Genomic DNA, 23,134 nt, shown 5'->3' on the forward strand with positions numbered 1-23,134 from the left:
GCATAAAGTGGTGGCAATTCTAGCCCATCAAGGCTCTGCGGCATAGATGGTGCGCCTGATCCGGCACGTTTTCTGCCTCGTTTTCTACGCGCGATGCGGGTAGAATGGCAGGCCATTTTACTCACAGGCAGTGGTCATAAGATGCTGAAGATATACAACACACTCACTCGTAAAAAAGAAGAATTCAAACCTATCCACCCGGGCAAGGTGGGCATGTATGTGTGTGGCGTCACTATCTACGATCACTGTCATATCGGCCACGGCCGCACCTTCGTCGCCTTCGACGTCGTGGCCCGTTACCTGCGCTACAGCGGCTATCAACTCAACTATGTGCGCAACGTCACCGACGTGGACGACAAGATCATCAAGCGCGCCGCCGAAACCGGCGTCACCTGTGACGACCTGACCGAGCGCCTGATCGGCGACATGCACGCCGACTTCGATGCCCTCGGTATGGTGCGCCCGGACGTCGAGCCGCGCGCCACCCAGCACATCGGCGAGATCATCGAGCTGGTGCAATCCCTGCTGGATAAAGAGCACGCCTACGTGGCGGACAACGGCGATGTCATGTTCATCGTCGACTCCTACGCCGACTACGGCAAGCTCTCAGGCCAGGATCTGGAGCAGCTGCAGGCCGGTGCCCGCGTCGATGTGGTGGATGCCAAGCGCAATCCACTCGACTTCGTGCTGTGGAAAATGTCCAAGCCCGGCGAGCCGACCTGGGACAGCCCCTGGGGCCCGGGCCGTCCTGGCTGGCACATCGAGTGCTCCGCCATGAACTCCAAGCACCTTGGCAACCACTTCGACATCCATGGCGGCGGCTCCGATCTGCAGTTCCCGCACCACGAGAACGAGATCGCCCAGTCCTGCTGCGCCCACGGTGGCGACTACGTCAACACCTGGATGCACAGCGGCATGGTGATGGTGGATAAAGAGAAGATGTCCAAATCCCTTGGCAACTTCTTCACCATCCGTGACGTCTTGGCCCACTACGATGCCGAAACCGTCCGTTACTTCCTGATGTCTGGCCACTACCGCAGCCAGCTCAACTACTCGGAAGACAACCTGAAGCAGGCCCGCTCCGCACTGGAGCGCATGTACACCGCCCTGCGCGATCTGCCGGCGGCCGCTGCTGCCGGTGGCGACGAGCAGGTGGCGCGCTTCAAGGAGGCGATGGACGACGACTTCAACACCCCGGAAGCCTACTCCGCCCTGTTCGACCTGGTGCGCGAGATCAACCGCCAGAAGGGTGAAGACATGGCCGTTGCCGCCGCGCTGGGCGCCCGTCTGCGCGAGCTGGGCGCCGTGCTCGGCATCCTGCAGCAGGATCCGGATGCTTTCCTCAAGGGTGACGAGGCGGACGAAGAGGTTGCCGAGATTGAGCGTCTGATTGCCGAGCGTAACCAGGCCCGCGCCGACAAGAACTGGGCCGCGGCCGATGCCGCCCGCAACCGTCTCACCGAGATGGGTATCGTGCTGGAAGACAGCGCCGGCAAGACCAGCTGGCGCCGTGCCTAAGGCCGGTGGCCCTGTTGGTGCCAACCGGTTGAGCCAATAAAAAAACCGCAGCCCTTGGGCTGCGGTTTTTGTTTGTGGCCTGCCGGAGCCTCGGCATCCTTCGGTCTGATCCCCTCGCCCCTTGGGGGAGAGGGTTAGGGTGAGGGGGGCTCATGTCATTACTCGCCGGAGTGCCGCTAAACCGTTTGTTTCTAGACCCCCAAGTTCATACCTAACCTGGTTGGAGCCTCTGATTATGGCTGGTCCAGCAGTGCGTTCAGGTCTTTGGTGCGCAGCTCGGTGAGATTGGTGAGGCAACTGCTATGTACGAGGGGCGCGATAGTCCCTCCTTCATAGACACCTGCCTCGTAACGGCATTGTGCATCACGAAATGTGATCCAAGCGCGCTGTGCTGTTTTCAGCCTGCCAAGTTGGTCCTTATCAAGCGTTGCAACCAGCTTCCTGTAGGCGGCGTTGAGCTTGGCATCGGCCTGCTGGTAATCCTGAAACGCACAGATGTTCATGTCGGTTTGTGTCACCGGCGCAGTACAATCCTGCTCGGCCTGAACGGCAGTGGTTGCCAGCAAGAGTAACAGGGCGGGATAGAGTCTCAAGAGGCTGTTCCTTTGTGGTAGCGAGAGGGCCAATATACGGCATAAACCGGCCCGATGGCGGCTCTGTTTTTCAAGAATAACAAGGAGATGACGTCATGAAGCTGAACTTGGGGCCGTTTCTCGCCCTGCCTATGCTGGCGTCCGGGCTGCCTGTGGCCGCCACTGCCCCCGATATGCAGGCCCAAGCTCGCGCCAAGGTGGCCGAGTTTCTCGTCTGGGAACGCGAGGTCAAACCGAGTGGCCTCTATCAGGGCGATCTTGGTGGCGCGCTGCCCACTATCGTTTCCCCCGAGCTGCTCTGCCTGCTCAATGCCGCCTCTAGGGCGCGGGAGATAGCCACTCGCGAGGCGCCGAACGAGAAGCCCCCCTTCGTCGAGGGCAACCCCTTCCTGCCCAATGCCTGGGATCACCTGCTGGGCTCGCAGATCCTCTCGTCGCGCACCATCGCCGGCAGCAGGGATCGCAGCGAGGTAAAGGTGCGCTTCATCTTTGGCGAGCCGGGCACCCCGCTCGACGCCCCCAGCGGCACCTACCGTTTGGTCAGCACCTATCTGGTGCAGGAGGGGCCGCAAGGCGCCCGCATCACCGATATCGACGCTGGCGGCAGCTGTAATTTCTGCCAATCCGGCAGCCTGCGCGCCACTATCTTTGAGACGCTCACCGCCTATCCCGCCGCAGGGGGAGAGCAGTGCAAGGGGTTGGGGAAATAGTTTTTTGGTTGGGATGAAGGCATGTTTGAGGAATAGAAATAAAAACCGCAGCTCAAGGCTGCGGTTTTATTTTTTGCCTGCCGGAGAGTTGGCACTTTTCCTCTCCCCTCGTGAGAGAGGATGTTAACATTATTTCCTACCAAATGCCTTCCTCTCAGCAAACAGACCGCTATAGCTTTAGTTTTTTTGAATATTTAATTATTTTAATAAAACAAGGTTTTAGATTCATGGCTCTTTACTATGTGATCAAATGTTTGCAGTATTTCAATTTTGCTCCGTCCGCCACTGAGTAGGTTTGTCAATTCATTGAATTTGAAAGTTGTATATAAGTTTAATCTCGGGTTTAAAAGGATGCCGTAAGACCATTCCTGTTCATTTTTTTCTAATGACGAGGCATAGCTTAGTAACCAATAAATAAGTATTTGTCGTATGTCAGAGGATGAAAATTTTGATGCGCCACATTTTAGTTCAATCAATGTGTCTGAAATGGAAAAATCGCCTTCACCTTTACTAATCCAGCTATAACCTGGGATTGCAGGGCTATTACGGATAGGTTCATTTCCTAATTTTTTCTGAATGAAACGAAGGGAATTAATGATGTTCTCTGCAGTTTTATTTGCAACAGTAATATCTATTGGCGATAGTGAGTTCGGCAAAATAGCATCGAAATATCTTGATTGTCTTGATAAAGCTACTTTAAAACAGGATTCCCATGCTATATCAACATTACCATTTAAAATGTACTCAGCTTTTGCATATGCTATTTCAAAAAGCATTGCTGGAGTGATAGATGTTTTCTTTATAATTGAGTCTGGTATGCGCTCAATAATTGGTATTGTTTCAAGCGAATTATTGATATGTGCAATAATACCAGGTGTTAGTTGAGGGAATATAATGTCAAAAATGCCAGGTATATCCCTTGCTACTGTCCTGGGGTCTTTAATCGGAAGCCTTAGAAATCGCATGTTCTGTCCATTTTATGTATATGCTTTGAAACGTAGGTTTTTCTTTAACATCTATATTTAAAGACCATGAGTGTTGTAGAGATTTTTGAACTTGTTTTCTAAAGTGACCGCCTTCTTCCCCAAAAGAAAATGATGCTAACCAAAACATTCTCTGTACCTCAGGATGAAAACTGTTCCATTTATTTCTCATTTGTATGAAGGCACTTCTATCTTGCCAAGATCTCAAACAGTCTATGCAAGCTCTTTTTAATGTTTCCGAATTTGTTTTTTCGAAAACCTGTGAATACACAAAGTGAGCTCTAATCGGGTTTTTCTTTGTTTTTAATAAGCGAAGAAAATGTAAAAGATTAGTTTCTGGTAATAACAGGTGGCTTGCATTTTTGATTACTTGATCAATCAATACATCTATCGTTTCATGGACTGGCTCGAAATTATTATTGGCTCTTATTGAATTGACACCTCTAATTATTGTTGCCCATGATGCTCTAAATGAATGTATGTTGTTCGGAGCTAATAAAGTTTGGCATAACTGTAAGGCAACATAAGGTTGATGTAATTTGAGAGTTCGACTTATTTGTGTTATTAAAAAATTATCTGGCTGGCTTTTACCTAGCTCCATATTTAACAAGTCTTGTATTTCTAGCTTTTCTACAGTTTCTTGTAATTCCTCATAATCCCTTTGTGGATTATCAGAATAAGGGTCGAAATATAGGTCTATTTCTTTTAGTTTGCTAGCGTTATCTTCTGTGCTGAATAGCTGTGCAGTAATGAAATTTTTGTAATGGGGTGCGTTCAATAAAGTTGTTTTTGTTTTGTTTAAAGATAATCCATAGTCGGCAAGTATATTTGAAAGTACAGATATTGAACGATATGCATCTGCTTGATCTTTAGCTATTATAGTAAAGTCGTCAACATATCTATGCCATATAATACCTGCATTCGTGAGTAACTGATCAATATGAGTCATCAATAATTCAGCCAAAACTCTTGAACATTGACCACCTACAGGAAGACCAAATGAGCGCCCTGAAGATAATTGATTTAGTATTCTATCTATTTGGGCTGCAACAGTTGATGTTGAGCTAAAAAGGTCATTAATACAGTTCTCAACTCTATGATGATAAATATGTTCATAAAAGCTTGATATATCGGCTTGTATAACAATTGCGGTGTCAGTCATTGATGGGTCTACTAGAGTTGCGTTCTTATATGAACGCCATGATTTTTCTTTTATAAACAAATCTTTTCCATATGGGTTAAATCGATATGAGTGAGCATTAGAAAGTCTATTTTTTTCATTTTCTTCAGCTATGGCTACTGCTAGACCATTTAAATAAACATTCCAGAATGGATGTATTTTAGTTGATATTCTGAAACCACTTGGGCCTGTTGGTGTTAGTAATCGCTCATGGAATATTATTGTTTGAGATATGATGTTTATTGCATCTTTCTTTCCTGACTTTTCTAGCCGTTCAAAAAGAGAATAACATAAGGAGGCGAGATTATCCTTATTATCAGATATGAAACTACCATCAACCTCAAAAGGTAATGTATCATTTTCTCCATTGGAAACGATATCGTCGATAGCTCGTTCGAAATGCGCCAGCGTTACAGATTGCATTGGACTTCCTTTATGATGCCGCTAATTAATACAGATGAAGTTATTGCCGTAATTAGATGTTCAATAATCATCTTTAATATAAATCCTTCTGTTCGATTCGTGAGGCGTAATCGGACGTTCGAGAAATAAGGTCATTATCATTTCAAAACATTCACTATCGGGCCTTCAATATAAAACTGCTCCCCGATAGGGATATATGCCGGTTGCCGTTGTACTCACCATGATTTTTCACCTATGCAACTATGTCGATGATGCCTGTTGCATAGGTGCGACCATCTGATCTCGCCATGAGGTGGGCGAGGGGTTAGCTGCGAGATAATAACCTGCCCGATCTGTGCTCGGAATAGGCTGGGGAGTGTTACCTCGGTGCAATGCGCTGCGCTTATTGCACCCTACGTCTGTTAACCGGCCTCGGCGCTTCGGGTTGGGAGTTGTCCCCCTGTTGTTCGCCGAGGTGAGGGCACAAGGTCAGGAGCGCCGTCATGGACGACGGCGCAGACGCAGGCGGTACAGGGATGTACCGTCTGCGTCGTTCCGCCAGACCTTTTGCATGAACCGAGGGAACCCGACGAAGGAGGGCGAACAAGTGGGGGTGGCCTTTCTTTTGGTGACTTTTCTTTGGCCATGCAAAGAAAAGTCACTCGCCAAGCCGCGCAGCGGCGGCGAAACCCCGTCGAGGACGGAGTCCTCGTGCCCTGCATGGCGAAGCCGTGCCGATAACGTGTTGTCGGATAAAGACGTTACCTGACCCCTCACCCTAACCCTCTCCCACAAGGGGAGAGGGGACGGTTACCGCGGACGATTACGCTCCGCTAATCGACCCTACTCGACCCCATCCATTGATCCCAAGCCCTATCTCCCAAGGGGCGAGGGGATCATTTACCCCGGTGCAATGCGCTCCGCTTATTGCACCCTACGCCTCTCCCGCAAGGGGAGAGGAGATGGTTACCGAGGACGATTACGCTTCGCTAGTCGACCCTACTTGACCCGATTCGACCTTACACATTGCCCCAAGCGTCGTATCCGCATGGGGGCATGAGCACCGCCCCGGAGGCTGACGAGAGCAGCCGTCGAGGGTGCAACCCTCGCACCTTGCCGCAGGCGCGGGAGACCGGCTGGTCTGCGCCAAAGACGCTGCCGCCCCTGACTGTCGCCGCCACCTTGCGCCCTTGACCATCCATGAATACTCGGGGCCAACAGAGGCCAATGATCATCTTACGGAACCCGCCTCGGCGGGGCCATCCAAATCCATGAAATTAGTGATGCAACCATCAGAATTAAATGGTTTTTCTCCTTTGCTGCAGAGTAGCAACCGGCGGTTGACCCAGGTTCGGGGTGTGATGGAAGGTGAGCCCCGAGCCCCGAGCCCCGAGCCCCGAGCTGATCTGGTAGCCGAGTAGAGACAGGGGAGAGTGGCAGGCCGAGAGCTGAATCGAGTGGCGAGCCGAGTGAGGGGAATGGCAGGGGAGCGCCACGAATAAAGGTGGTCAGCGACTGGGGCCATCAGGATACCGAGCTCGCTTGAGCGCCACCGGCAAGTTGCCGCAGCCAATGGCTTCGCACGACAGGCACCGCTTGCTTCGGCAGTGGGCGCTGATTACCCCTCAGATGGGGTTATCTCTCGTTGGCTGCAAACGGAGCACGTTGCTAGACAATCGAGGGTCGTTCGGCGACAAAGGACGGCAAAAGCGCAGAGATAGCGCCGCGATGGGGGCGGGCGGCGGGTGAAGGGGCTATGGTTTCAGGAATAGACATGCAAGCAGGGAGGTGTGCATGGACAGAATATTGCAGGCGTTGTCGCTGCAAGTGACCGGGGCGCGGGATCTGGAGAGCCTGACCCGCCCGCTGCTGGAGATGCTCGAGACGGTCACCGGGCTCGAATCCACCTATCTGACCGAAATCGACCTTGGTCACGACACCCAACATATCCGCTATGCCCGCAATGCCGCCGACCTGCAGATCCCCGAGGGGGCCTCGGTGGCCTGGGGCGATACCCTCTGCCGGCGGGCCCTCGACGAGGGGCGTTTCTACACCGAGGATGTGGCGCTCTGCTGGGGGGATTCCCAGGCGGCGCAGGCCCTTGGCATTCGCACCTATCTGAGTTGCCCGGTGCGCACCCCCTCCGGCTCCCTCTATGGCACCCTGTGCGCCGCCAGCGCCGAACACAAGCCGCTGACGGCGGGCTCGGATCACCTGATCGCCTTTTTCGCCCGGCTCATCGCCGAGCAGGTGGAGCGAGAACAACTGCTGCAGCAGCTGCAGCAGGCCAACAACGAGCTGTCGCGCCAGGCGCTGAGCGACCCGCTGACCGGGCTGCCCAATCGGCGGGCACTGATGCACGAGCTCAACCGCCTCTTTTCGCTGGCAGAGCGGGTCGAACATCCGCTGTTGATAGGTTTTATCGATCTCGATGGCTTCAAGGCCATCAACGACACCCACGGCCACGATGCGGGTGACCTGCTGTTGCAACGGGTGGCGGCGGCGCTCTCCTGCGTGCTGCGCGGCGGCGATCTGCTGGCGCGGGTGGGGGGCGATGAGTTCGTGGCGGTGGGGATGGGGCCGCAGTGCGGCGACGAGACGCGGGAGGCGGCGGTACAGGGCTTCCAGCGCCGGCTGTTCGAGGCGAGCCTGGTGTCGCTCGAGCTGCCCACCGGAGTGCTCCATTATGCCGGTGCCAGCGTGGGGGTGGTGGCCACCGATCCGGCCCTCAGCACGGTGGACGAGGCGCTGAGGCTGGCCGATGCCTGCATGTACGAGGTCAAGCGCCAGCGTCGCCGGCCGAGCTGACGCGCAGGTGAGACAGGAAAACAAAAGGGGCCCCGCTGGGCCCCTTCTTCATGCCGCCCCTCAGCGGGCGGGGAAGTACTTGCTCTGGATCTGCTGGAATTCGCTGCTGGCCAGCACCTGGGTCAGGCCGCTCTGGAACTCCTTGACCAGCTCGTCGCTCACCGGGTGGCTGAAAGCGAAGCAGAACTGCTCCGAGCTCAACATCCAGAACACCTTGAACTGGGCGGGATCCAGCTGCTGGGAGGCGATCAGATCCAGCATGGTGGTCTTGTTGGTGGAGATGAGATCGACCCGGCCCGAGGTGAGCATCTTGAGCGCCTGGGGCAGGCGGTTGGCCGGCAGGATCTTCTGCTCGTCGAAGCCGTTGTTGAGCAGCAGCTGCTCCCCCACGTCGGCCCGCACCGCCCCTATGTTGTACTGCTGGGCATCTTCCAGCCTGGCTATCTTGACCGGGTTCTTGGCCAGTCCCATCAGCACGATCTCGGCGTAACCGATGGGGCAGGCCCACTTGAACAGAGGATCCCGCGCCTCGGTGCGGGCGGTGGAGAAGAGCACCACGTTGGGTTTCTGGGTCAGCAGGTAGTAGCCCCGCGCCCAGGGCATGATGGTGACGGTCTGCGGCGGGGTGTTGGTCTTCTTCCACACCTGTTGCAGCAGCTCGACGGCGAGCCCGGTGGGGGCGCCCGCCTCGTTGGAGAAGTTGTAGGGTTTGTACTCTTCGCTGAGGTAGTGCAGCTTGCCAAGCTCGGGACTGGCCTGGGCCAGGGTGGCAAACACGAGTGCGGCGAATCCGGTCCATTTTTTCATTTTGGCCATCCTGGTGGGGTGTTGCGTCACTCTCAAGTGTTATCAAAGCCGGCCAAATCGCCAGCCGTGGCACGGCTCACGGCATGTATTGGCGCCGCAGCGCCTGATAGTCCGGCGAGGCGAGCGCCTGGTTGAGGGCGCGCTGAAACTGCTTGATCACCCCGTCATCCACCTGGCGGCTGAAGGCGTAGCAGAGCTCTTCGGCATCCAGTACGAAGGCCACCGTGAACGCTTTGGTATCGAGCTGCAGCTCCTTGATGGCGTCGTAGCCCGCCAGCTTGCCGGTCGCCAGCAGATCGGCGCGGCCCGACACCAGCATCTTCAGCCCCTGGCTCAGCCGGTTGGCGGGGATGATGCGGTTCTCGTCCATGCCGCGGTTGAGCAGCAACTGCTCGGAGGCATCGGAGCGCACGGCGCTGATGCGGTAGTCGTTGATCTGCTCGACGGCGCTCAGGGTAATGGGGCGGCGCTTGTAGGCCAGCAGCACGTACTCGGCGTGGCCGATGGGGCAGGCCCACTTGAACAGGGGATCGCGGGTGTCGGTGCGGGCGGTGGAGAAGAGCACCACGTTGGGTTTCTGGGTGAGCAGGTAGTAACCCCGCGCCCAGGGCAGGATGCGGATGGGCTGGGGGGGCGTCTGGGTGTTTTGCCAGATGCGCTGCAGCAGCTCCACCGCGAGGCCACCGGGCTGGCCGGCGGCATCGGTGAAGTTGTAGGGGGGATACTCCTCGGTCAGGTACTCCAGCTTGCCGAGCTCGGCCTGCGCCGTGCCAAGGCATGACAACAGCAGCAGACAACCGAAAAAACCTCTCCTCATGGGCAATCCTTGGCGTAGCGCGGGCGATCATCTTGCCCAAGTGTGGGCAAAAAAGCCTGATATTGCCAGCAGTTACCAGCGCGCTCTGGGGTTGCCCAGCGGTTTTAGCTGCTCATCGCGCAGCCCCACCAGCAGGGCCTTGCCGCTCTCCTGCAGGCGAAATTCGCCGTAGCACGCCGCCTCGTACTGCTCACCGGTGCCCTCTTCGAAGAAGTAGGCATCGGGGCCGATGCGCCACTGGCCATCGCTTTGGCGCACCTGCAGCCGCCGCTCATCCCGGGCCAGCTGCTCCGGCTTGCCCCCTTCCACCCAGCTGGCGATCTGCTGCTCGTCGAGGCGGATCACAAGGGTATCGGCGGGGGCCTCGTCGTGACGCCGGTTGCCGAGCTGGCGGGCGAGTTCGTAGTTGAGGCGCATGTAATCCCCCTGCATCAGGGAGCGCGGGTCGACCGGGGCGAGGCGCAGCAGCACCACCTCGCCACTGCTCATGGCGTGCTCGTAGCGCCAGACGGTGACATTGATGGCCGCCAGGATGGTGATACCGGTCAGCAGCAAGGCGAGTCGTCTCATGAGGGGCTCCGTGGGCTCAGCCGTTTGAGCAGCTGGCGGGCGCCGAGCAGCAGGGCGCCCGAGCCCAGCAGCAGCCAGGATTTGGTCATCAGGGTCAGCCCCAGATCGTAGTAATAGAGGGAGCCAAAGCCGACCAGCAGCAGGCCGGCCAGGGTCATCAGGCCGACGCTGCCGGCATAAAAACCGAGCACCAGCACCAGGGCGCCGGCCCCCATGCCGGGAATGAGGGCGCTGAGCAGCACCAGTGGCAGCCCGTACAGCAGCGGCAGTTTCAGCCTGATCATCAGCCCCAGCAGCAGGGCGGCGCAGAGCAGCGGGTTGAGCCAGAGCGGCAGGCGGGAGTGGCCGAGCTCGTCGAGCATGCTGGCGCCGCCCTCCCACAGCGGGTGGTGCAGGCGCCCCAGCACCAGCAGGGAGAGCGCCAGCCCCAGGGTGAGGGATTCATAGAGCTGATGGCGCACCGGATCGCGCTCGGCCTGCAGCCAGCTGAGGGCCACCGCCGTCATCACCAGCGGCAGGGCCAGCAGTTGCAGGCCGAGGCAGGCGAGGCCAAGGGTGAGCAGGATGGCGGCGGCGAAGCTGTGGAACAGCCGGATCAGCCAGTGCTCGAACAGGGCGGCGATGGCCAGCGACAGCAGGGCGAGGCCGAACCAGAGCGGGGCCGAGTGCAGATCCAGCCGATCGAGCAGGCCGTAGAGCAGCCAGGCGTCGCCGGCCAGCGCCAGCGCCAGCACGAACTGATCCCACAGATCGCTGCGGGTGGCGAAGCGGTTGAGGCAAAAGGCGATGGCCATCAGCACGACGCCCATCAGCAGGGCGCTGTCGGCATCCCGGGTGAGCTGGGAGAACGACATGAACAGGAAGAACAGCAGGAACAGGGCGGCAATCCAGCCCACCATGCCGAGCAGAAAGCGGCTCGACCAGTGGGGCTGGTCGTCGCGGGGGGCATCCCCTTCCACCAGTTGGGCCTGTTGCAGTCGCTGCCAGGGGGTCAGATCACTCATGGGGCCTCCGTTGTTGTTGCAGCCAGCGGCTGGCGGCCACCGACAGGCCGATGGCGATGAGGCAGAGCAGCAGGAAGCCGTCGACGTCCGGCTCCATCCATTTGCCGAGCGCCGTCAGCAGCACCACGATGAGGCTCAGGCAGCCCATGGCGAGCCCGGCGATGAACCTGTGGTGCCAGCGCAGGTAGGCGGCCGCCAGCCAGCCGAGCCAGGCCGGCCAGACCCAGGGGGAGGCAGCGTCGAACAGCGCCAGCAGGGTCAGCAGGGTGACGCCGAGCCCGGCGGCCAGCCCCGCCAGCCAGGAGGGCATCAGCCGGTAGCGGGCGGGCACCAGCAGCAATATGCCCCAGAGGGCGGCGTTGAAGAGGGTCAGGCTCCAGCCGAGGGCCTCCTCGTCGAAGGCGAAGAAGAAGTCGAACAGGCCGAGCCGCCAGTAGAGCACCAGCGCCAGCTGGCCGAGCAGCCAGCTCAAGGTCCACAGCAGCGGGCTCTGGCCGAGCGCCGCCAGCGGCAGCAGCATCAGCGCCCAGGTGGCGAACAGCTGCCAGGGATCGGCGCCAGTCTGGTAGGTCTGCCCCACCAGCGCCAGCAAGGCGCCGATGTTGAGGGCGATGGCGAGCAGCAGCGCCTGGCGCTGGCTGTCGGCGAGGGGCTTGCGCCACAGCAACAGCAGCATGGCGAGCAGCGGCAGCTCCAGCAGCGCGAGGCGCGAGAGGCGGCCGAGCTCCTGCCAGTTGAAGGCGACGAAGAACACCAGACCGGCGCCGAGGCACAGGCTGCCGAGCCAGAGCAGCAGCCGATCGAACAGCCACTGCCAGCGGGCAGGGCCGGGGGGCAGCTCGCACAGGGCGAGGGCGGCGGGCAACTGGGCCCGGTCGAGACGCCCGCGCCTGACCCAGTCGAGCAGCGTCTGTCTTGAGGTGAAGTGCATGGGATGCTCCATCAGGTTTGCCGCATTATGCCACGGCCATGGCGCCGGTTGGCAGCCCCCGTCTGCGGGCAAGCCGGCCTGGCTCGCGGGCAGCAAAAAGCCCCGCCAAAGGCGGGGCTTGCGTGCAAAGAGACGACATGGGCGCGGGAGCGGCGTAGGCAAGTGCTCACCCTTGCCTCGCCACCTTCTGATCCGGCCGGGTCAGGCGAACAGCAGGGTGCTCACCCCGAGGCCCACAAACAGGATGGCGCAGGCGATGCGGATCCCCTTGAGCGGCAGGCGATCGGCCCCCAGCTTGCCGAGCAGCACCACAGGCACGTTGGCCAGCATCATGCCGAGGGTGGTGCCGGTGATGACCTGGGTCAGCGAGTCGTACTTGGCTGCCAGCAGCACGGTGGCGATCTGGGTCTTGTCGCCGATCTCGGCGATGAAGAACAGCACGAAGGTGGCCATGAAGGGGCCGTATTTGTCGAGCGGGCTCTCCTCGTCGTCCATCTTGTCCGGCACCAGGATCCAGGCGGCCATGGCGATGAAGGCGCCGGCCACCAGGTAGGTCATCACCTTGGGATCGAGCCAGCGGCTGATGAACTCGCCAAGCCAGGCGGCGCCGGCGTGGTTGAGCAGGGTGGCCGCCAGCATGCCGGCGATGATGGGCCAGGGCTTGCGAAAACGACAGATGAGCAACAGCGCCAGCAGCTGGGTCTTGTCGCCGATTTCGGCGATGGCCACGCTGAGGGTTGAGGTTAACAAGGCTTCCATAAAAATGACCGGGGGACGGAATTGTTATACCTGAGACAAGCCTGCGCCATCCGTCCCCGGTATTGGCACTGGCCCGTCAAAGGTCTTGTCAAATCCGCGGCTGGCGTGGATCACCCTGACCATGGTGAGTTGGCACCAAGTATGTTGATCAGGATCGCGAACCGGTTTGGGGCCGGCTGGCGAGACTACTCCCCCTCGATGGGAGCGGGCATTCTAGGGAAAAAGCGAAAGTGACGCAAGCCGGGCGGCGTCTGGATCAGCCGCCCACCAGCTTGACGCTGAAACCGGCCTTCTCGAGCTCGGCCTTGATCAGATCCCGTTTGTCCCCCTGGATCTCGATCACCCCCTCTTTGAGGCCGCCGCCGGTGCCGCACTTTTTCTTGAGCAGGGTGGCGATGCTCTTTTGCTGGTCGGCCGGGACGCCGTGGATGGTGATGACGCCGGCGCCCTTGCGCCCCTTGGTTTCGCGGCGGATGCGCACCACCCCGTCGGTGGGGAAGGGGGAGGCGGATTGCGGCTGGTTCTGTTCTTTGATGATGCCGCCGTCCGTGCTGTAGACCAGGCGGCTGTTGTTGTCGTGACTCATGGCAGTTATTTGTGGGTTAGCTAAGCGGAGTTTGATTTTACTCAAATAAGCGTTGAAAACACGGATTATAATGCCCTCAAGTAAAAGAGAATTATTATTGTTTAACTTCAGGAGTCAGTCATGGTACTCGCGCAGTTGTCACCGGGACAGAGTGCTCGCATCAAGAACATGAATCAATTGACCCGTCCCCTGCGGCGCAAGCTGATGGTGATGGGCTTGCTGCCCCAGACTGAAGTCATCTATTTGCGCGCGGCCCCGCTCGGGGATCCGCTGCAGATCCAGTGTCAGGGGATCTGCCTCTCCATGCAAAAAAGCCTTGCCCAGCAAATCGAGGTCGAGCCGGTATGAACTACTCCCTGGTAACCGTTGGCAACCCCAATAGTGGCAAGACCTCCCTGTTCAACGCCCTGACCGGGGCCCGCCAGCAGGTGGGCAACTGGAGCGGCGTCACCGTCGACAAGAAGATGGGCGAATTCAGTGCCCAGGGCCACGACTACAAACTGATGGACCTGCCCGGCATCTACAGCCTGGCCAACCAGGAGGGGAGCCTGGACGAGCAGATCGCCAGCCGCTTCGTGGAGGGCCAGCAGCCGGATCTGCTGCTCAACGTCATCGACGCCGCCAACCTGGAGCGCTCCCTCTACCTCACGCTGCAACTGCGCGAGCTGGGGCTGCCCATGGTGGTGGTGCTCAACAAGATGGACATCCTGCAAAAGCGGCGCATCACCATCGACGAGAGCAAGCTCGCCAAGGCCCTCGGCTGCCCGGTGGTGGCCCTCTCGGCCCACAATCGCCAGCAGGTCGCCGCCTTCAAGAACCAGATCCAGCAGTTTATCGGTCAGCCGCAAGTGGCCTTGCAGCTCGATTACGGCCATGAGCTTGAAAAAGATCTGGCGGAGCTTGAGACCCTGCTCGCCCCGCACCACCTCACCGCCCGCGGCCGCGCCCTGCGCCTGCTGGAAGAGGATGCGGTGATGCAGGAGACCCTGCTGCCCGGCCAGCAGGCCGCCGCCGCCAACGTGGTGGCCCGCGCTCATCACGGGCAGGACGTGGATCTGCAACTGGCGGACATCCGCTACGGCCACATCCACCAGTGGGCCGCCCAGGCGTGCCAGCAGAAGGGCAAGCTCACCGCGGCCCAGAGCGAGCGGCTCGATCGGGTGCTGCTCAACCGCTGGTTCGGCATCCCCTTCTTCCTGCTGGTGATGTACCTGATGTTCATGTTCGCCATCAAGGTGGGCAGCGCCTTCATCGACTTCTTCGACATCATGGGCGGCGCCCTGTTTGTCGACGGGGTGCACCACCTGCTGGGGCTGGTCCATGCGCCGGACTGGCTGGGGGCCATCCTGGCGGACGGCTTCGGGGTGGGCTTGCAGACCGTCGCCACCTTCATCCCGGTGATCGGCTGCCTCTATCTGTTCCTGGCGGTGCTGGAGAGCTCCGGCTACCTGGCCCGCGCAGCCTTCGTGGTGGATGCCCTGATGCGCCGCCTCGGCCTGCCGGGCAAGGCGTTCGTACCCATGCTGATGGGCTTTGGCTGCACCGTGCCCTCGGTGATGGCGACCCGCACCCTCAACTCCGAGCGCGAGCGGCTGATGACCTCGGCCATGGCCCCTTTCATGTCGTGCGGTGCCCGTCTGCCGGTCTACGCCCTGTTCGCGGTGGCCTTCTTCCCCGAATCTGGCCAGAACCTGGTGTTCGGTCTCTATCTCATCGGCATCCTGGTGGCGGTGCTCACCGGCCTGTTGCTGCGCAGCACCCTGCTGCCGGGCAAGAGCGACTCCATGCTGATGGAGATGCCGGACTACGAGTGGCCGCGCCCGGTCAACGTCGGCATCAAGACCTGGCAGAAGCTCAAATCCTTCGTGTTCGGCGCCGGTAAAACCATCGTGCTGGTGGTCGCCGTGCTGAGCGTGCTCAACTCGCTCGGCACCGACGGCAGCTTCGGCCACCAGGATCAGGAGAGCTCGGTGCTGAGCAAAATCAGCCAGGCGGTGACCCCGGTGCTGCACCCCATCGGCGTGCGCGATGACAACTGGCAGGCCACGGTCGGCATCGTCACCGGCATCTTCGCCAAAGAGGCGGTGGTCGGTACTCTCAACAGCCTCTACGCCGGCAGCGGCGACGGGGAAGAGGAGGCGAGCGAGTTCTCCCTGGTAAGCAGCTTCCAGGAGGCGATCGCCGCGGTCGCCACCAATCTGGCCGACATCGACCCGACCGACCCCATGGGGCTGGCGGTGGGCAACCTGGATGACCAGAAAGCTGCCGCCGAGGCGCAGGAGGTAGACGTCTCCACCTACGGCAACATGCAGAGTCACTTCGACGGGGCGGCCGGTGCCTTCGCCTACCTGTTGTTCGTGCTGCTCTACATGCCCTGCGCCGCCGCCATGGGCGCCCTGGTGCGGGAGACAGGCCGCCAGTGGGCCCTGCTGACCGCCGCCTGGTGCAACTACATGGCCTTCATGTGCGCCACCGTCTTCTATCAGCTGGCCACCTTTGCCGCGCACCCCGAGCAGAGCCTGTTCTGGGTGGCGAGCTACGGCGGCTCCCTGCTGCTGCTCTGGTGGGCCGGTCGTCGCCACGGTGACATCGTCGCCCGCAAGGTGGTGACCCTATGATCCTGCGCGAGCTGGGGGAGTACCTCGCCGCGCAGCAGAAGGTGAGCCGGCGCGAGCTGGCCCGCCACTTCCACACCTCGGAAGATGCGGTGGAGGCCATGCTCGGCGTCTGGATGCGCAAGGGGCGGGTCGCCAAGCGGGAGACCCAGGTGTGCGGCGGATCCTGTTGCGGCAAGAGCCAGGAGGTGATGTTCGAGTGGTGCGAGCCAGGCCAGATTGGTCTGGTGCAGAAGGGCTGAACCAGCTCATCTGCTCGTGTTCGATACCCCGCGTTCAGATATCAAAAAGACCCGCCGCTGGCGGGTCTTTTTATTGGCGCGTGTTCGCTGGGTTGGCGAAGGAGGGGGCAGCTCAGCGCCCCGGCCAGCGCTGACCCACCTCGGCATGGCGATACCAGGCCATCAGCGCCTGCTGGCCGGCGACGTCGTCCACCGCCGGTGACCAGGGGGCGAAGTCCTCTTCCCGGAAAGGGGCATAGGGACCGTGTTTCACCTCGAAGATGACGGCGCCGGGATCCAGAGAGAGCACCGCATGCCAGCTGGCGACGGGGGTCTCCAGCACCGAGGTCTCTTCCCCCAGCACGGCGCGGGCAGTGACGGTGCCTTCGTCATCGAAGTTGAGCACCACGAAGCGGCCTTGCAGCGCGGTGAGCAGCTCCCAGGTCTGCAGGTGGCGATGGGGGCGGATATAGGTGCCAGGCTCCATGGCGATGGCCAGGCGCTGGATGGGGTCGGCCAGCTCCTGATGCAGGTTGTGGTTCATGCGCAGGCGCGGGGAGTGGGCGGCCTCGTCGGCGAGGCTGGCAAGGCGGGCAACATCCAGTTTTTTCATATGCGATTCCATGGTGAGACGAAGGCAGGGCCGAGCGCAGAGTAGCATGCCCGGCAACCTGTCAGGCAAGGGGCGCGCGGTAAGCAAATGTAAAAAGGGAGCCATTATGACTCCCTCTGCTATGACTGTTCGGCATCACAATCTGGCCAGCATCTCCTTGGTGACCAGTACTATGCCCTGCTCGGAGCGGTAGAAGCGGCGGGCATCCTCGCAGGCGTTTTCCCCCACCACCAGCCCTTCCGGCAGCTTGCAGCCCTTGTCGATCACCACCCGGCGCAGCCGGCAGCCCGGGCCTATCTCGACCCCGGGGAAGATCACCGCCTGATCCAGGGTGCAGAAGGAGTCGACCCGCACGTTGGTAAACAGCACCGAGCTCACGATGAAGGAGCCGCTGACGATGGTGCCGCCGGCAAACATGGAGTTGATGGTCATGCCGTGCTGGCCGTTTCTGTCCTGCACGAACTTGGCGGGCGGGGTCATGTTCTGGCTGGTCCAGATGGGCCAGTCCTGATCGTAGATGTCGAGCTCCGGGGTGACGGAGGCGAGATCCATGTTGGCTTCCCAGAACGAATCCACCGTGCCCACGTCGCGCCAGTAGGGGCGCTTTTGCGGGCAGCAGCCGACGCAGGACATGCTGAACGGGTGGGCGTAGGCGGTGCCCTCTTGCACCACCCGCGGGATCACGTCCATGCCGAAATCGTGGTGGGAGGCCGGGTTGGCGAGATCCTCTTCCAGCAACTGGTAGAGGTAGTCGGCTTCGAAGATGTATACCCCCATGGAGGCCAGCGCGGTGTCCGGTTTGCCCGGCATGGCGGGCGGGTTGGCGGGTTTCTCGACGAAGGCGTTGATCTTGCGATCCCCATCCACCGCCATCACCCCGAAGGCGCTCGCCTCATCCCGCGGCACCTCGATGCAGGCCACCGTGACCTTGGCCCCCATGTTGACGTGATCGAGCAGCATGGCGGCGTAATCCATCTTGTAGATGTGATCCCCCGCCAGCACCACCACATACTTGGGGCCGTGATCGCGAATGATGTCCAGATTCTGGTAGACCGCATCGGCGGTGCCGCGATACCAGTTGACCTCGTCCACCCGTTGCTGGGCGGGCAGCAGGTCGATGAACTCGTTCATCTGGTAGCGCAGAAAGGACCAGCCGGACTGCAGGTGGCGCAGCAGGCTGTGGGATTTGTATTGGGTCACCACCCCGACCCGGCGAATGCCGGAGTTGATGCAGTTGGAGAGTACGAAGTCGATGATGCGGAACTTGCCGCCGAAATGCACTGCCGGTTTCGCCCTGTTGTCCGTCAACTGTTTGAGGCGACTGCCCCGCCCTCCTGCGAGAACCAAGGCCATGGTCTCGTTCAGCAACTGTCTGGACTGTGCTGTATTGGCAGGTTGTAACAACATTGAATACCCCTTTATTGATAGAACTCCTTGATACTGCCTCCTTTGAAGCCAGTATGAAAGTGCTTTCACTCACACTTCTCACACGGCTTTTCGGTGAAGTGATGGTTTTGTCATTTGTGATGACAAAACCTGTCGCAGATGGCGCGATAGTTCACCAGATGTCACGGCGGGGCTGGGCTGGCGGGGAAGGTGGTGGCCTTGAAGGGCGGCCAGATGCGGGCATTTCTTGTACAAACACCCGCCGAAGCGGGTGTTTGCAGGTGCCGTCAGGGGCGGGCGAGGTCAGAACAGATCGTCCTTCTCGTCCTTGGTGGGTTCCAGGCTCCAGCCGGTGGCATCGCTGCTGCTGGCGATCTGGCCCTTCTCCTTCCACAGCTTGATCTTGAGGCGCAGGTTGTTGGCCGAGTCGGCGTTCTTTACTGCCTCCTCCTCGTCGATCACGCCCTCTACCACCAGATCGAACAGGGCGCTGTCGAAGGTGACCATGCCGAGGGCCTTGGATTTCTCCATCACCTCCTTGAGGCCACCAAACTCACCGCGTTTGATCATGTCGCGAATGGTGTGGGTGCCCAGCATGATCTCCACCGCCGCCCGGCGACCGCCATCAGTAGTCTTAACCAGCCGCTGGGAGACGAACGCCTTGAGGTTGTTGCCAAGGTCGTTGAGCAGTTGGGGCCGGCGCTCTTCCGGGAAGAAGTTGATGATGCGGTCCAGCGCCTGGTTGGCGTTGTTGGCGTGCAGGGTGGAGATCGCCAGGTGGCCGGTCTCGGAGAAGGCCAGCGCATGCTCCATGGTCTCGCGATCGCGAATCTCACCGATGAGGATGACATCGGGTGCCTGACGCAGGGTGTTTTTCAGGGCGGCGTGGAAGCTGCGGGTATCCACCCCCACCTCGCGCTGGTTGATGATGCTCTTGCGGTGGCGATGCACGAACTCCACCGGATCCTCGATGGTGATGATGTGGCCGCCGCTGTTGCGGTTGCGATGGTCGATGAGGGCCGCGAGCGAGGTCGATTTGCCCGAGCCGGTACCGCCGACGAACAGCACCAGGCCGCGCTTCTCCATGATGGTGTCGAGCAGCACGGGGGGCAGTTTCAGATCCTCGAAGCGGGGAATTTCGGTCTTGATGTTGCGCGCCACCAGCGACACTTCGTTGCGCTGCTTGAAGATGTTGATCCGAAAGCGGCCGATCTGGGGCAGCGAGATGGCGAGGTTCATCTCCAGCTCCCGCTCGAACTGCTGCTTTTGCTCGCCGTCCATGATGGCGTCGGCTATTCTGGCCACCTCGCCGGGCTCGAGCGGCGTTTCATTGAGCGGACGCAGGCCGCCGTTGAACTTGGCGCAAGGGGGGGCGCCGGTCGACAGATAGAGGTCGGAGCCATCCTGCTTGGCCAGGATCTGTAGCATGTCTCGCAATTCCATTGGTTTTGCCTCGTCTATCAAGCAGATGCAATTACATCGAATGTCATTGAGTGTACAGCGTCAGGCGCCGGTGAGTTTCTCGCGAAAGACAAAAAACACCGCGCCCAGGATGCACAGGCCGGCCCACAGGTAATCCCATTTCAGATCCTCTTTCAGATAGAAGATGGAGAAGGGGACGAACACGGTGAGGGTGATCACCTCCTGCAGGATCTTGAGCTGGCCAACGGAGAGCACGGTGTGACCGATGCGGTTGGCAGGCACCTGCAACAGGTATTCGAACAGCGCTATGCCCCAGCTCACCAGGGCGGCGATGATCCAGGGTTTGTGATTCATGCTCTTGAGGTGGGCATACCAGGCGAAGGTCATGAAGACGTTGCTGCACAGCAGCAAGCCGATGCTGGTAAAGATAGGGTTCATTAGGTTCTCCTTTAAAATCAATCGCATTTTATCTCCGAACCACGGGTTTTCATAAGTGGGGCGGCAGGGTATTTTTAATCCATCAAGGATGAAGTTACAGAGGGTTGTACGGGATGGGCAAGACAAGCTGGGGTGTGCTTGGTCTGCTGTTTGCCTGCCTGGTGCATGGGGCGCCGACCCTGACGGTGGCCACCGATGTCTGGCCGCCGTTTCGGATAGTGCAGCCGGATGGCCGCTTCGGCGGGCTGGACATGGACATTTTGCAGCAGTTGCAGCGCCGCAGCGGCATCCGCTTTGATGTGAAACGGGTGCCCTGGGGGCGGGCGCTCAAGCAGATGCAGACCGGCCAGGTGGACCTGATGATCGGGCTGGCGATGACGGCGGAGCGGGCGGCCTTCATCGATTATCTGCAGCCGGCCTACTATCAGTGCCGGCCGGCCTTCTATGGCAAGGCGGCGGCGGTATCGACCCTGCGCACCTACGCCGACCTGCAGGGCAAGAAGGTGGGCTATGTGCTCAATTCGGCCTATTTTGCCCCCTTTGATGCAGACAGCCGGCTCGACAAGCACGGGGTGCCCACCGAGGATCAGCTGCTGCGCATGGTGCAGCGCGGTCACCTGCCGCTGATGATCGGCACCGACTGCCAGGTGGACTACGCCCTGAGCCAGGACAACGAGGCCGGTCTGCTCAAGGCGGCCTATCAGCCGCCGCAACCTGTGGTGCTCTATCTGGGCATGAGCAAGCACTCCCCCCATCAGGCGCTGCAGCAACCGCTGGCTCTGGCCCTGCAGGAGTTGGTGGCAAGCGGCGAGATCGCCGCCCTCGCCAAGCCTTACCAGCCTTGACCTCGGGTAGTAACACGCTGTTATCATGCGTTTTTCATGACTCGCGCCAGCTGCTCGACAGGCTCTGGCGCCGGCTCGTTCTCACCTTCGGAGAGCCTCTGTGTATCTCTCTTTGCTCGCCCGCCAGCAGCGCTGGCAGCGGCGCTGGTTGCTCTGCCTGCTGCTGCTGACTCTGGCGCTGTTCCTCTGCTCCCTCGCCTGGGGCGAATTCGTCTTGCTGCCCTGGCAGCCGCTGGGGGATCTCGAGCAGCGCATCCTGCTGGAGCTGCGCCTGCCGCGCGCCCTGCTGGCCTTGCTGGCAGGGGCGGCGCTCGCCTGCGGTGGCGCCGTGCTGCAGGTGATGCTGCACAACCCGGTGGCCGAACCCGGCCTGCTCGGCGTCTCGAGCGGGGCGGGACTGGCCGCCATGGTGGCGATGGCGGTGGCCAAGGCCCTCGGCGTCTATTTGCCGGGCTGGGGGTTGTCGCTGGCAGCCTTTGGCGGCGCCCTGCTGGTGACCATGCTGCTCATTCGGCTGGCGCGCCGGGCCCGGCTAGGTCACGCCCGGCTGCTGCTGTTCGGGGTCGCCATCGGCATCCTCACCAATGCCGCCATGACCTGGCTGATGTACTTTGCCGATGATGGCTCCCTGCGTGAATTCATGTTCTGGATGATGGGCAGCCTGGCCTACGGCAGTCAGCAACTGGCCTGGTGGTGGCTGCTGTTCCCGCTCGCCCTCGGCTGGCTCGGCTGGCAGGGCAAGGCGCTGCAGCAACTGCTGCTGGGAGAGACCCAGGCCCGCCTGATGGGGCTCGATGTGGACAAGATGCGGGTACGGCTGGTGCTGGCGGTCTGCCTGCTCACCGGGATGGCGGTGGCGCTGTGCGGCGTCATCGGCTTCGTCGGGCTGGTGGTGCCCCATCTGCTGCGCCTGTGTGGCGGCAGCGATCAGCGCTTCCTGCTGCCCGCCTCGGCGCTGGGGGGCGGGGCCCTGCTGCTGGCGGCCGATCTCATCGCCCGCTCCGCCCTGCGGGCGGGGGAGCTGCCCATCGGGGTCATCACCGCCTCGGTCGGTGCCCCGCTCTTCATCTATCTGTTGTTGAGGCAAGATGCCCATGCCAGCACCTGATCACCTCGGGGGCCAGCCTCCCTTGCTGGCGGCCCGCGGCCTCGCCGTCGCCAACCGGCTCGCCCCCCTCGACCTTGCCTGGCAGGGGGGCCAGCTGGTGGCCCTGCTCGGCCCCAACGGCAGCGGCAAGTCGACCCTGCTCGGCGCCCTGGCCGGCCTCTTGTCGGGGCAAAGGGAGGTGCGCATCGGCGGCGAGTCGCTGGCGGACTTGAGCTGGCCGGAACTGGCGCAGCGGCGCGCCATGCTGCCTCAGCGCCAGCCCCAGCTGTTCCATATCCCGGTGTTTCAGGTGCTGAGTCTGGGGCTCGATGAAGCTCAACCTGCTAGCAGACAGAATGAGGCTATTCAGGCGCTGTGTCAGGCGCTGGAGCTGGAAGGCTTGCTGGCGCGGGACTTCAGCCGGCTGTCCGGTGGGGAGCAGCAGCGGGTGCTGATCGCCCGCACCCTGCTGCAGGTGTGGCCGAGCCTCAACCCGGACGGACGGATACTGCTGCTGGACGAGCCGCTGGCCGGGCTCGATCTGCACCATCAACTGGCGCTGCTGCGGCTGCTCAAGCAGCTGGCCGGGCAGGGGCTGCTGGTGGTGCTCGCCCTTCACGACATCAACCTGGCCATCGACTGGGCCGATCGCCTGCTCTGTCTGCAACAGGGGCGGGTGGTACGGGAGGGGGGCGTCGAGCTGGTGGACGAAGCGCTGCTGGCACAGGTATTCCAGATCAAGACCGAGCGCATCGAGGCGGGCGGCCGGGTCTGGTTTATGCCCAGTTTGTAGGAGCGGGGCGCGGCCTAGTCGGCCGCCCAAGAAAAAGGGGCCAGTA

23 protein-coding genes are annotated in these 23,134 nt (G+C 60.4%); 9 read left to right on the top strand and 14 right to left on the bottom strand.

Features of this window, described 5'->3' with window-relative positions; all coding sequences use genetic code 11:
• Positions 1 to 141: 141 nt before the first annotated feature.
• Positions 142 to 1,518, top strand: a complete 1,377-nt coding sequence (gene cysS / locus CK627_RS12030; RefSeq protein ID WP_095592444.1) for a cysteine--tRNA ligase — start codon at positions 142 to 144, stop codon at positions 1,516 to 1,518.
• Positions 1,519 to 1,751: 233 nt separating this feature from the next.
• Here the strand turns inward: cysS and CK627_RS12035 are convergent, their stop codons facing one another.
• Positions 1,752 to 2,111, bottom strand: a complete 360-nt coding sequence (locus CK627_RS12035) for a lysozyme inhibitor LprI family protein (protein ID WP_042067809.1) — start codon at positions 2,109 to 2,111, stop codon at positions 1,752 to 1,754.
• Between the two features lie 95 nt (positions 2,112 to 2,206).
• On the opposite strand from CK627_RS12035, the gene CK627_RS12040 reads away from it, so the two are divergent.
• Positions 2,207 to 2,821: a hypothetical protein gene (locus tag CK627_RS12040; protein WP_095592445.1), complete on the top strand. Its 615-nt coding sequence runs from the start codon at positions 2,207 to 2,209 to the stop codon at positions 2,819 to 2,821.
• A 203-nt stretch (positions 2,822 to 3,024) separates the two neighbouring features.
• On the opposite strand, the gene CK627_RS12045 is transcribed toward CK627_RS12040, so the two are convergent.
• Together CK627_RS12045 and CK627_RS12050 are read right to left on the bottom strand one after the other, a co-directional pair.
• Entirely contained in the window at positions 3,025 to 3,786 is a 762-nt protein-coding gene (locus CK627_RS12045) for a hypothetical protein (RefSeq protein ID WP_095592446.1), read from the bottom strand.
• Positions 3,761 to 5,407 (bottom strand): RNA-directed DNA polymerase, encoded by a 1,647-nt coding sequence (locus CK627_RS12050; protein WP_095592447.1) that lies wholly within the window; start codon positions 5,405 to 5,407, stop codon positions 3,761 to 3,763. Before CK627_RS12050 ends, CK627_RS12045 begins: the two co-directional genes overlap by 26 nt.
• Positions 5,408 to 7,180: 1,773 nt before the next feature.
• Here CK627_RS12050 and CK627_RS12060 point away from each other — a divergent pair.
• Positions 7,181 to 8,194 (top strand): GGDEF domain-containing protein, encoded by a 1,014-nt coding sequence (locus CK627_RS12060; protein WP_095592449.1) that lies wholly within the window; start codon positions 7,181 to 7,183, stop codon positions 8,192 to 8,194.
• A gap of 60 nt (positions 8,195 to 8,254) precedes the next feature.
• Here CK627_RS12060 and CK627_RS12065 read toward each other — a convergent pair whose 3' ends face one another.
• The 7 genes from CK627_RS12065 to CK627_RS12095 form a co-directional block, all read right to left on the bottom strand.
• Positions 8,255 to 9,001, bottom strand: a complete 747-nt coding sequence (locus CK627_RS12065; RefSeq protein WP_005302657.1) for a substrate-binding periplasmic protein — start codon at positions 8,999 to 9,001, stop codon at positions 8,255 to 8,257.
• Between the two features lie 76 nt (positions 9,002 to 9,077).
• Positions 9,078 to 9,818 carry a substrate-binding periplasmic protein gene (locus CK627_RS12070; protein WP_010633530.1) on the bottom strand — a complete coding sequence of 247 codons (741 nt, stop codon included), beginning with the start codon at positions 9,816 to 9,818 and terminating at the stop codon, positions 9,078 to 9,080.
• A gap of 72 nt (positions 9,819 to 9,890) precedes the next feature.
• A complete protein-coding gene (locus CK627_RS12075; protein WP_095592450.1) occupies positions 9,891 to 10,388 on the bottom strand; it encodes a GDYXXLXY domain-containing protein in 498 nt (165 codons plus the stop codon).
• Entirely contained in the window at positions 10,385 to 11,392 is a 1,008-nt protein-coding gene (locus CK627_RS12080) for a DUF4401 domain-containing protein (protein WP_024942574.1), read from the bottom strand. The genes CK627_RS12075 and CK627_RS12080 overlap by 4 nt, the downstream gene beginning before the upstream one ends.
• Entirely contained in the window at positions 11,385 to 12,323 is a 939-nt protein-coding gene (locus CK627_RS12085) for a DUF2157 domain-containing protein (protein WP_095592451.1), read from the bottom strand. Before CK627_RS12085 ends, CK627_RS12080 begins: the two co-directional genes overlap by 8 nt.
• 201 nt (positions 12,324 to 12,524) lie before the next feature.
• Complete coding sequence (locus CK627_RS12090; RefSeq protein WP_010633534.1) at positions 12,525 to 13,082, bottom strand: TMEM165/GDT1 family protein; 558 nt, start codon at positions 13,080 to 13,082, stop codon at positions 12,525 to 12,527.
• Between the two features lie 256 nt (positions 13,083 to 13,338).
• Positions 13,339 to 13,668 carry a translation initiation factor gene (locus CK627_RS12095; RefSeq protein ID WP_025201468.1) on the bottom strand — a complete coding sequence of 110 codons (330 nt, stop codon included), beginning with the start codon at positions 13,666 to 13,668 and terminating at the stop codon, positions 13,339 to 13,341.
• Positions 13,669 to 13,788: 120 nt separating this feature from the next.
• Here CK627_RS12095 and CK627_RS12100 point away from each other — a divergent pair, with 120 nt between their 5' ends.
• The 3 genes from CK627_RS12100 to CK627_RS12110 are packed head-to-tail and all read left to right on the top strand — an operon-like array spanning position 13,789 to position 16,525.
• Complete coding sequence (locus CK627_RS12100; RefSeq protein ID WP_005302641.1) at positions 13,789 to 14,016, top strand: FeoA family protein; 228 nt, start codon at positions 13,789 to 13,791, stop codon at positions 14,014 to 14,016.
• Positions 14,013 to 16,286, top strand: a complete 2,274-nt coding sequence (gene feoB, locus CK627_RS12105) for a Fe(2+) transporter permease subunit FeoB (protein ID WP_095592452.1) — start codon at positions 14,013 to 14,015, stop codon at positions 16,284 to 16,286. The genes CK627_RS12100 and feoB overlap by 4 nt, the downstream gene beginning before the upstream one ends.
• Entirely contained in the window at positions 16,283 to 16,525 is a 243-nt protein-coding gene (locus CK627_RS12110; RefSeq protein WP_011706553.1) for a FeoC-like transcriptional regulator, read from the top strand. The genes feoB and CK627_RS12110 overlap by 4 nt, the downstream gene beginning before the upstream one ends.
• 112 nt (positions 16,526 to 16,637) lie before the next feature.
• Here CK627_RS12110 and CK627_RS12115 read toward each other — a convergent pair whose 3' ends face one another.
• The 4 genes from CK627_RS12115 to CK627_RS12130 form a co-directional block, all read right to left on the bottom strand.
• Positions 16,638 to 17,117, bottom strand: coding sequence for a WbuC family cupin fold metalloprotein (locus tag CK627_RS12115; protein WP_167385334.1), 480 nt, complete (start codon positions 17,115 to 17,117; stop codon positions 16,638 to 16,640).
• A 135-nt stretch (positions 17,118 to 17,252) separates the two neighbouring features.
• Positions 17,253 to 18,524, bottom strand: coding sequence for a glucose-1-phosphate adenylyltransferase (gene glgC / locus CK627_RS12120; RefSeq protein WP_017410869.1), 1,272 nt, complete (start codon positions 18,522 to 18,524; stop codon positions 17,253 to 17,255).
• A 282-nt stretch (positions 18,525 to 18,806) separates the two neighbouring features.
• Positions 18,807 to 19,946: a type IVa pilus ATPase TapW gene (tapW, locus tag CK627_RS12125; RefSeq protein ID WP_095592453.1), complete on the bottom strand. Its 1,140-nt coding sequence runs from the start codon at positions 19,944 to 19,946 to the stop codon at positions 18,807 to 18,809.
• Between the two features lie 60 nt (positions 19,947 to 20,006).
• Complete coding sequence (locus CK627_RS12130; protein WP_005302630.1) at positions 20,007 to 20,363, bottom strand: DMT family protein; 357 nt, start codon at positions 20,361 to 20,363, stop codon at positions 20,007 to 20,009.
• A 113-nt stretch (positions 20,364 to 20,476) separates the two neighbouring features.
• On the opposite strand from CK627_RS12130, the gene CK627_RS12135 reads away from it, so the two are divergent.
• The 3 genes from CK627_RS12135 (at position 20,477) to CK627_RS12145 (ending at position 23,088) form a co-directional block, all read left to right on the top strand.
• Positions 20,477 to 21,208 carry a substrate-binding periplasmic protein gene (locus CK627_RS12135; RefSeq protein ID WP_076361396.1) on the top strand — a complete coding sequence of 244 codons (732 nt, stop codon included), beginning with the start codon at positions 20,477 to 20,479 and terminating at the stop codon, positions 21,206 to 21,208.
• A gap of 100 nt (positions 21,209 to 21,308) precedes the next feature.
• Positions 21,309 to 22,316 carry a vitamin B12 ABC transporter permease BtuC gene (gene btuC, locus CK627_RS12140; protein ID WP_095592454.1) on the top strand — a complete coding sequence of 336 codons (1,008 nt, stop codon included), beginning with the start codon at positions 21,309 to 21,311 and terminating at the stop codon, positions 22,314 to 22,316.
• On the top strand, positions 22,303 to 23,088 hold the full coding sequence (locus CK627_RS12145) for an ATP-binding cassette domain-containing protein (RefSeq protein ID WP_167385335.1): 786 nt from the start codon (positions 22,303 to 22,305) through the stop codon (positions 23,086 to 23,088). Before btuC ends, CK627_RS12145 begins: the two co-directional genes overlap by 14 nt.
• The last annotated feature ends 46 nt before the right edge of the window (positions 23,089 to 23,134 follow it).

The organism is Aeromonas dhakensis (assembly GCF_002285935.1).
Taxonomy (GTDB): domain Bacteria; phylum Pseudomonadota; class Gammaproteobacteria; order Enterobacterales; family Aeromonadaceae; genus Aeromonas; species Aeromonas dhakensis.

Bases quoted from the DNA above. Each gene is read 5' to 3' on its own strand.
- CK627_RS12115 (WP_167385334.1), bottom strand. From the start codon at position 17,117: ATGAAAAAACTGGATGTTGCCCGCCTTGCCAGCCTCGCCGACGAGGCC.
- CK627_RS12085 (WP_095592451.1), bottom strand. From the start codon at position 12,323: ATGCACTTCACCTCAAGACAGACGCTGCTCGACTGGGTCAGGCGCGGG.
- CK627_RS12075 (WP_095592450.1), bottom strand. From the start codon at position 10,388: ATGAGACGACTCGCCTTGCTGCTGACCGGTATCACCATCCTGGCGGCC.
- CK627_RS12070 (WP_010633530.1), bottom strand. From the start codon at position 9,818: ATGAGGAGAGGTTTTTTCGGTTGTCTGCTGCTGTTGTCATGCCTTGGC.
- cysS (WP_095592444.1), top strand. From the start codon at position 142: ATGCTGAAGATATACAACACACTCACTCGTAAAAAAGAAGAATTCAAA.
- tapW (WP_095592453.1), bottom strand. From the start codon at position 19,946: ATGGAATTGCGAGACATGCTACAGATCCTGGCCAAGCAGGATGGCTCC.
- glgC (WP_017410869.1), bottom strand. From the start codon at position 18,524: ATGTTGTTACAACCTGCCAATACAGCACAGTCCAGACAGTTGCTGAAC.
- CK627_RS12145 (WP_167385335.1), top strand. From the start codon at position 22,303: ATGCCAGCACCTGATCACCTCGGGGGCCAGCCTCCCTTGCTGGCGGCC.
- feoB (WP_095592452.1), top strand. From the start codon at position 14,013: ATGAACTACTCCCTGGTAACCGTTGGCAACCCCAATAGTGGCAAGACC.
- CK627_RS12110 (WP_011706553.1), top strand. From the start codon at position 16,283: ATGATCCTGCGCGAGCTGGGGGAGTACCTCGCCGCGCAGCAGAAGGTG.
- CK627_RS12080 (WP_024942574.1), bottom strand. From the start codon at position 11,392: ATGAGTGATCTGACCCCCTGGCAGCGACTGCAACAGGCCCAACTGGTG.
- CK627_RS12060 (WP_095592449.1), top strand. From the start codon at position 7,181: ATGGACAGAATATTGCAGGCGTTGTCGCTGCAAGTGACCGGGGCGCGG.
- CK627_RS12045 (WP_095592446.1), bottom strand. From the start codon at position 3,786: ATGCGATTTCTAAGGCTTCCGATTAAAGACCCCAGGACAGTAGCAAGG.
- CK627_RS12065 (WP_005302657.1), bottom strand. From the start codon at position 9,001: ATGAAAAAATGGACCGGATTCGCCGCACTCGTGTTTGCCACCCTGGCC.
- CK627_RS12130 (WP_005302630.1), bottom strand. From the start codon at position 20,363: ATGAACCCTATCTTTACCAGCATCGGCTTGCTGCTGTGCAGCAACGTC.
- CK627_RS12040 (WP_095592445.1), top strand. From the start codon at position 2,207: ATGAAGCTGAACTTGGGGCCGTTTCTCGCCCTGCCTATGCTGGCGTCC.
- CK627_RS12135 (WP_076361396.1), top strand. From the start codon at position 20,477: ATGGGCAAGACAAGCTGGGGTGTGCTTGGTCTGCTGTTTGCCTGCCTG.
- CK627_RS12095 (WP_025201468.1), bottom strand. From the start codon at position 13,668: ATGAGTCACGACAACAACAGCCGCCTGGTCTACAGCACGGACGGCGGC.
- CK627_RS12100 (WP_005302641.1), top strand. From the start codon at position 13,789: ATGGTACTCGCGCAGTTGTCACCGGGACAGAGTGCTCGCATCAAGAAC.
- CK627_RS12050 (WP_095592447.1), bottom strand. From the start codon at position 5,407: ATGCAATCTGTAACGCTGGCGCATTTCGAACGAGCTATCGACGATATC.
- CK627_RS12090 (WP_010633534.1), bottom strand. From the start codon at position 13,082: ATGGAAGCCTTGTTAACCTCAACCCTCAGCGTGGCCATCGCCGAAATC.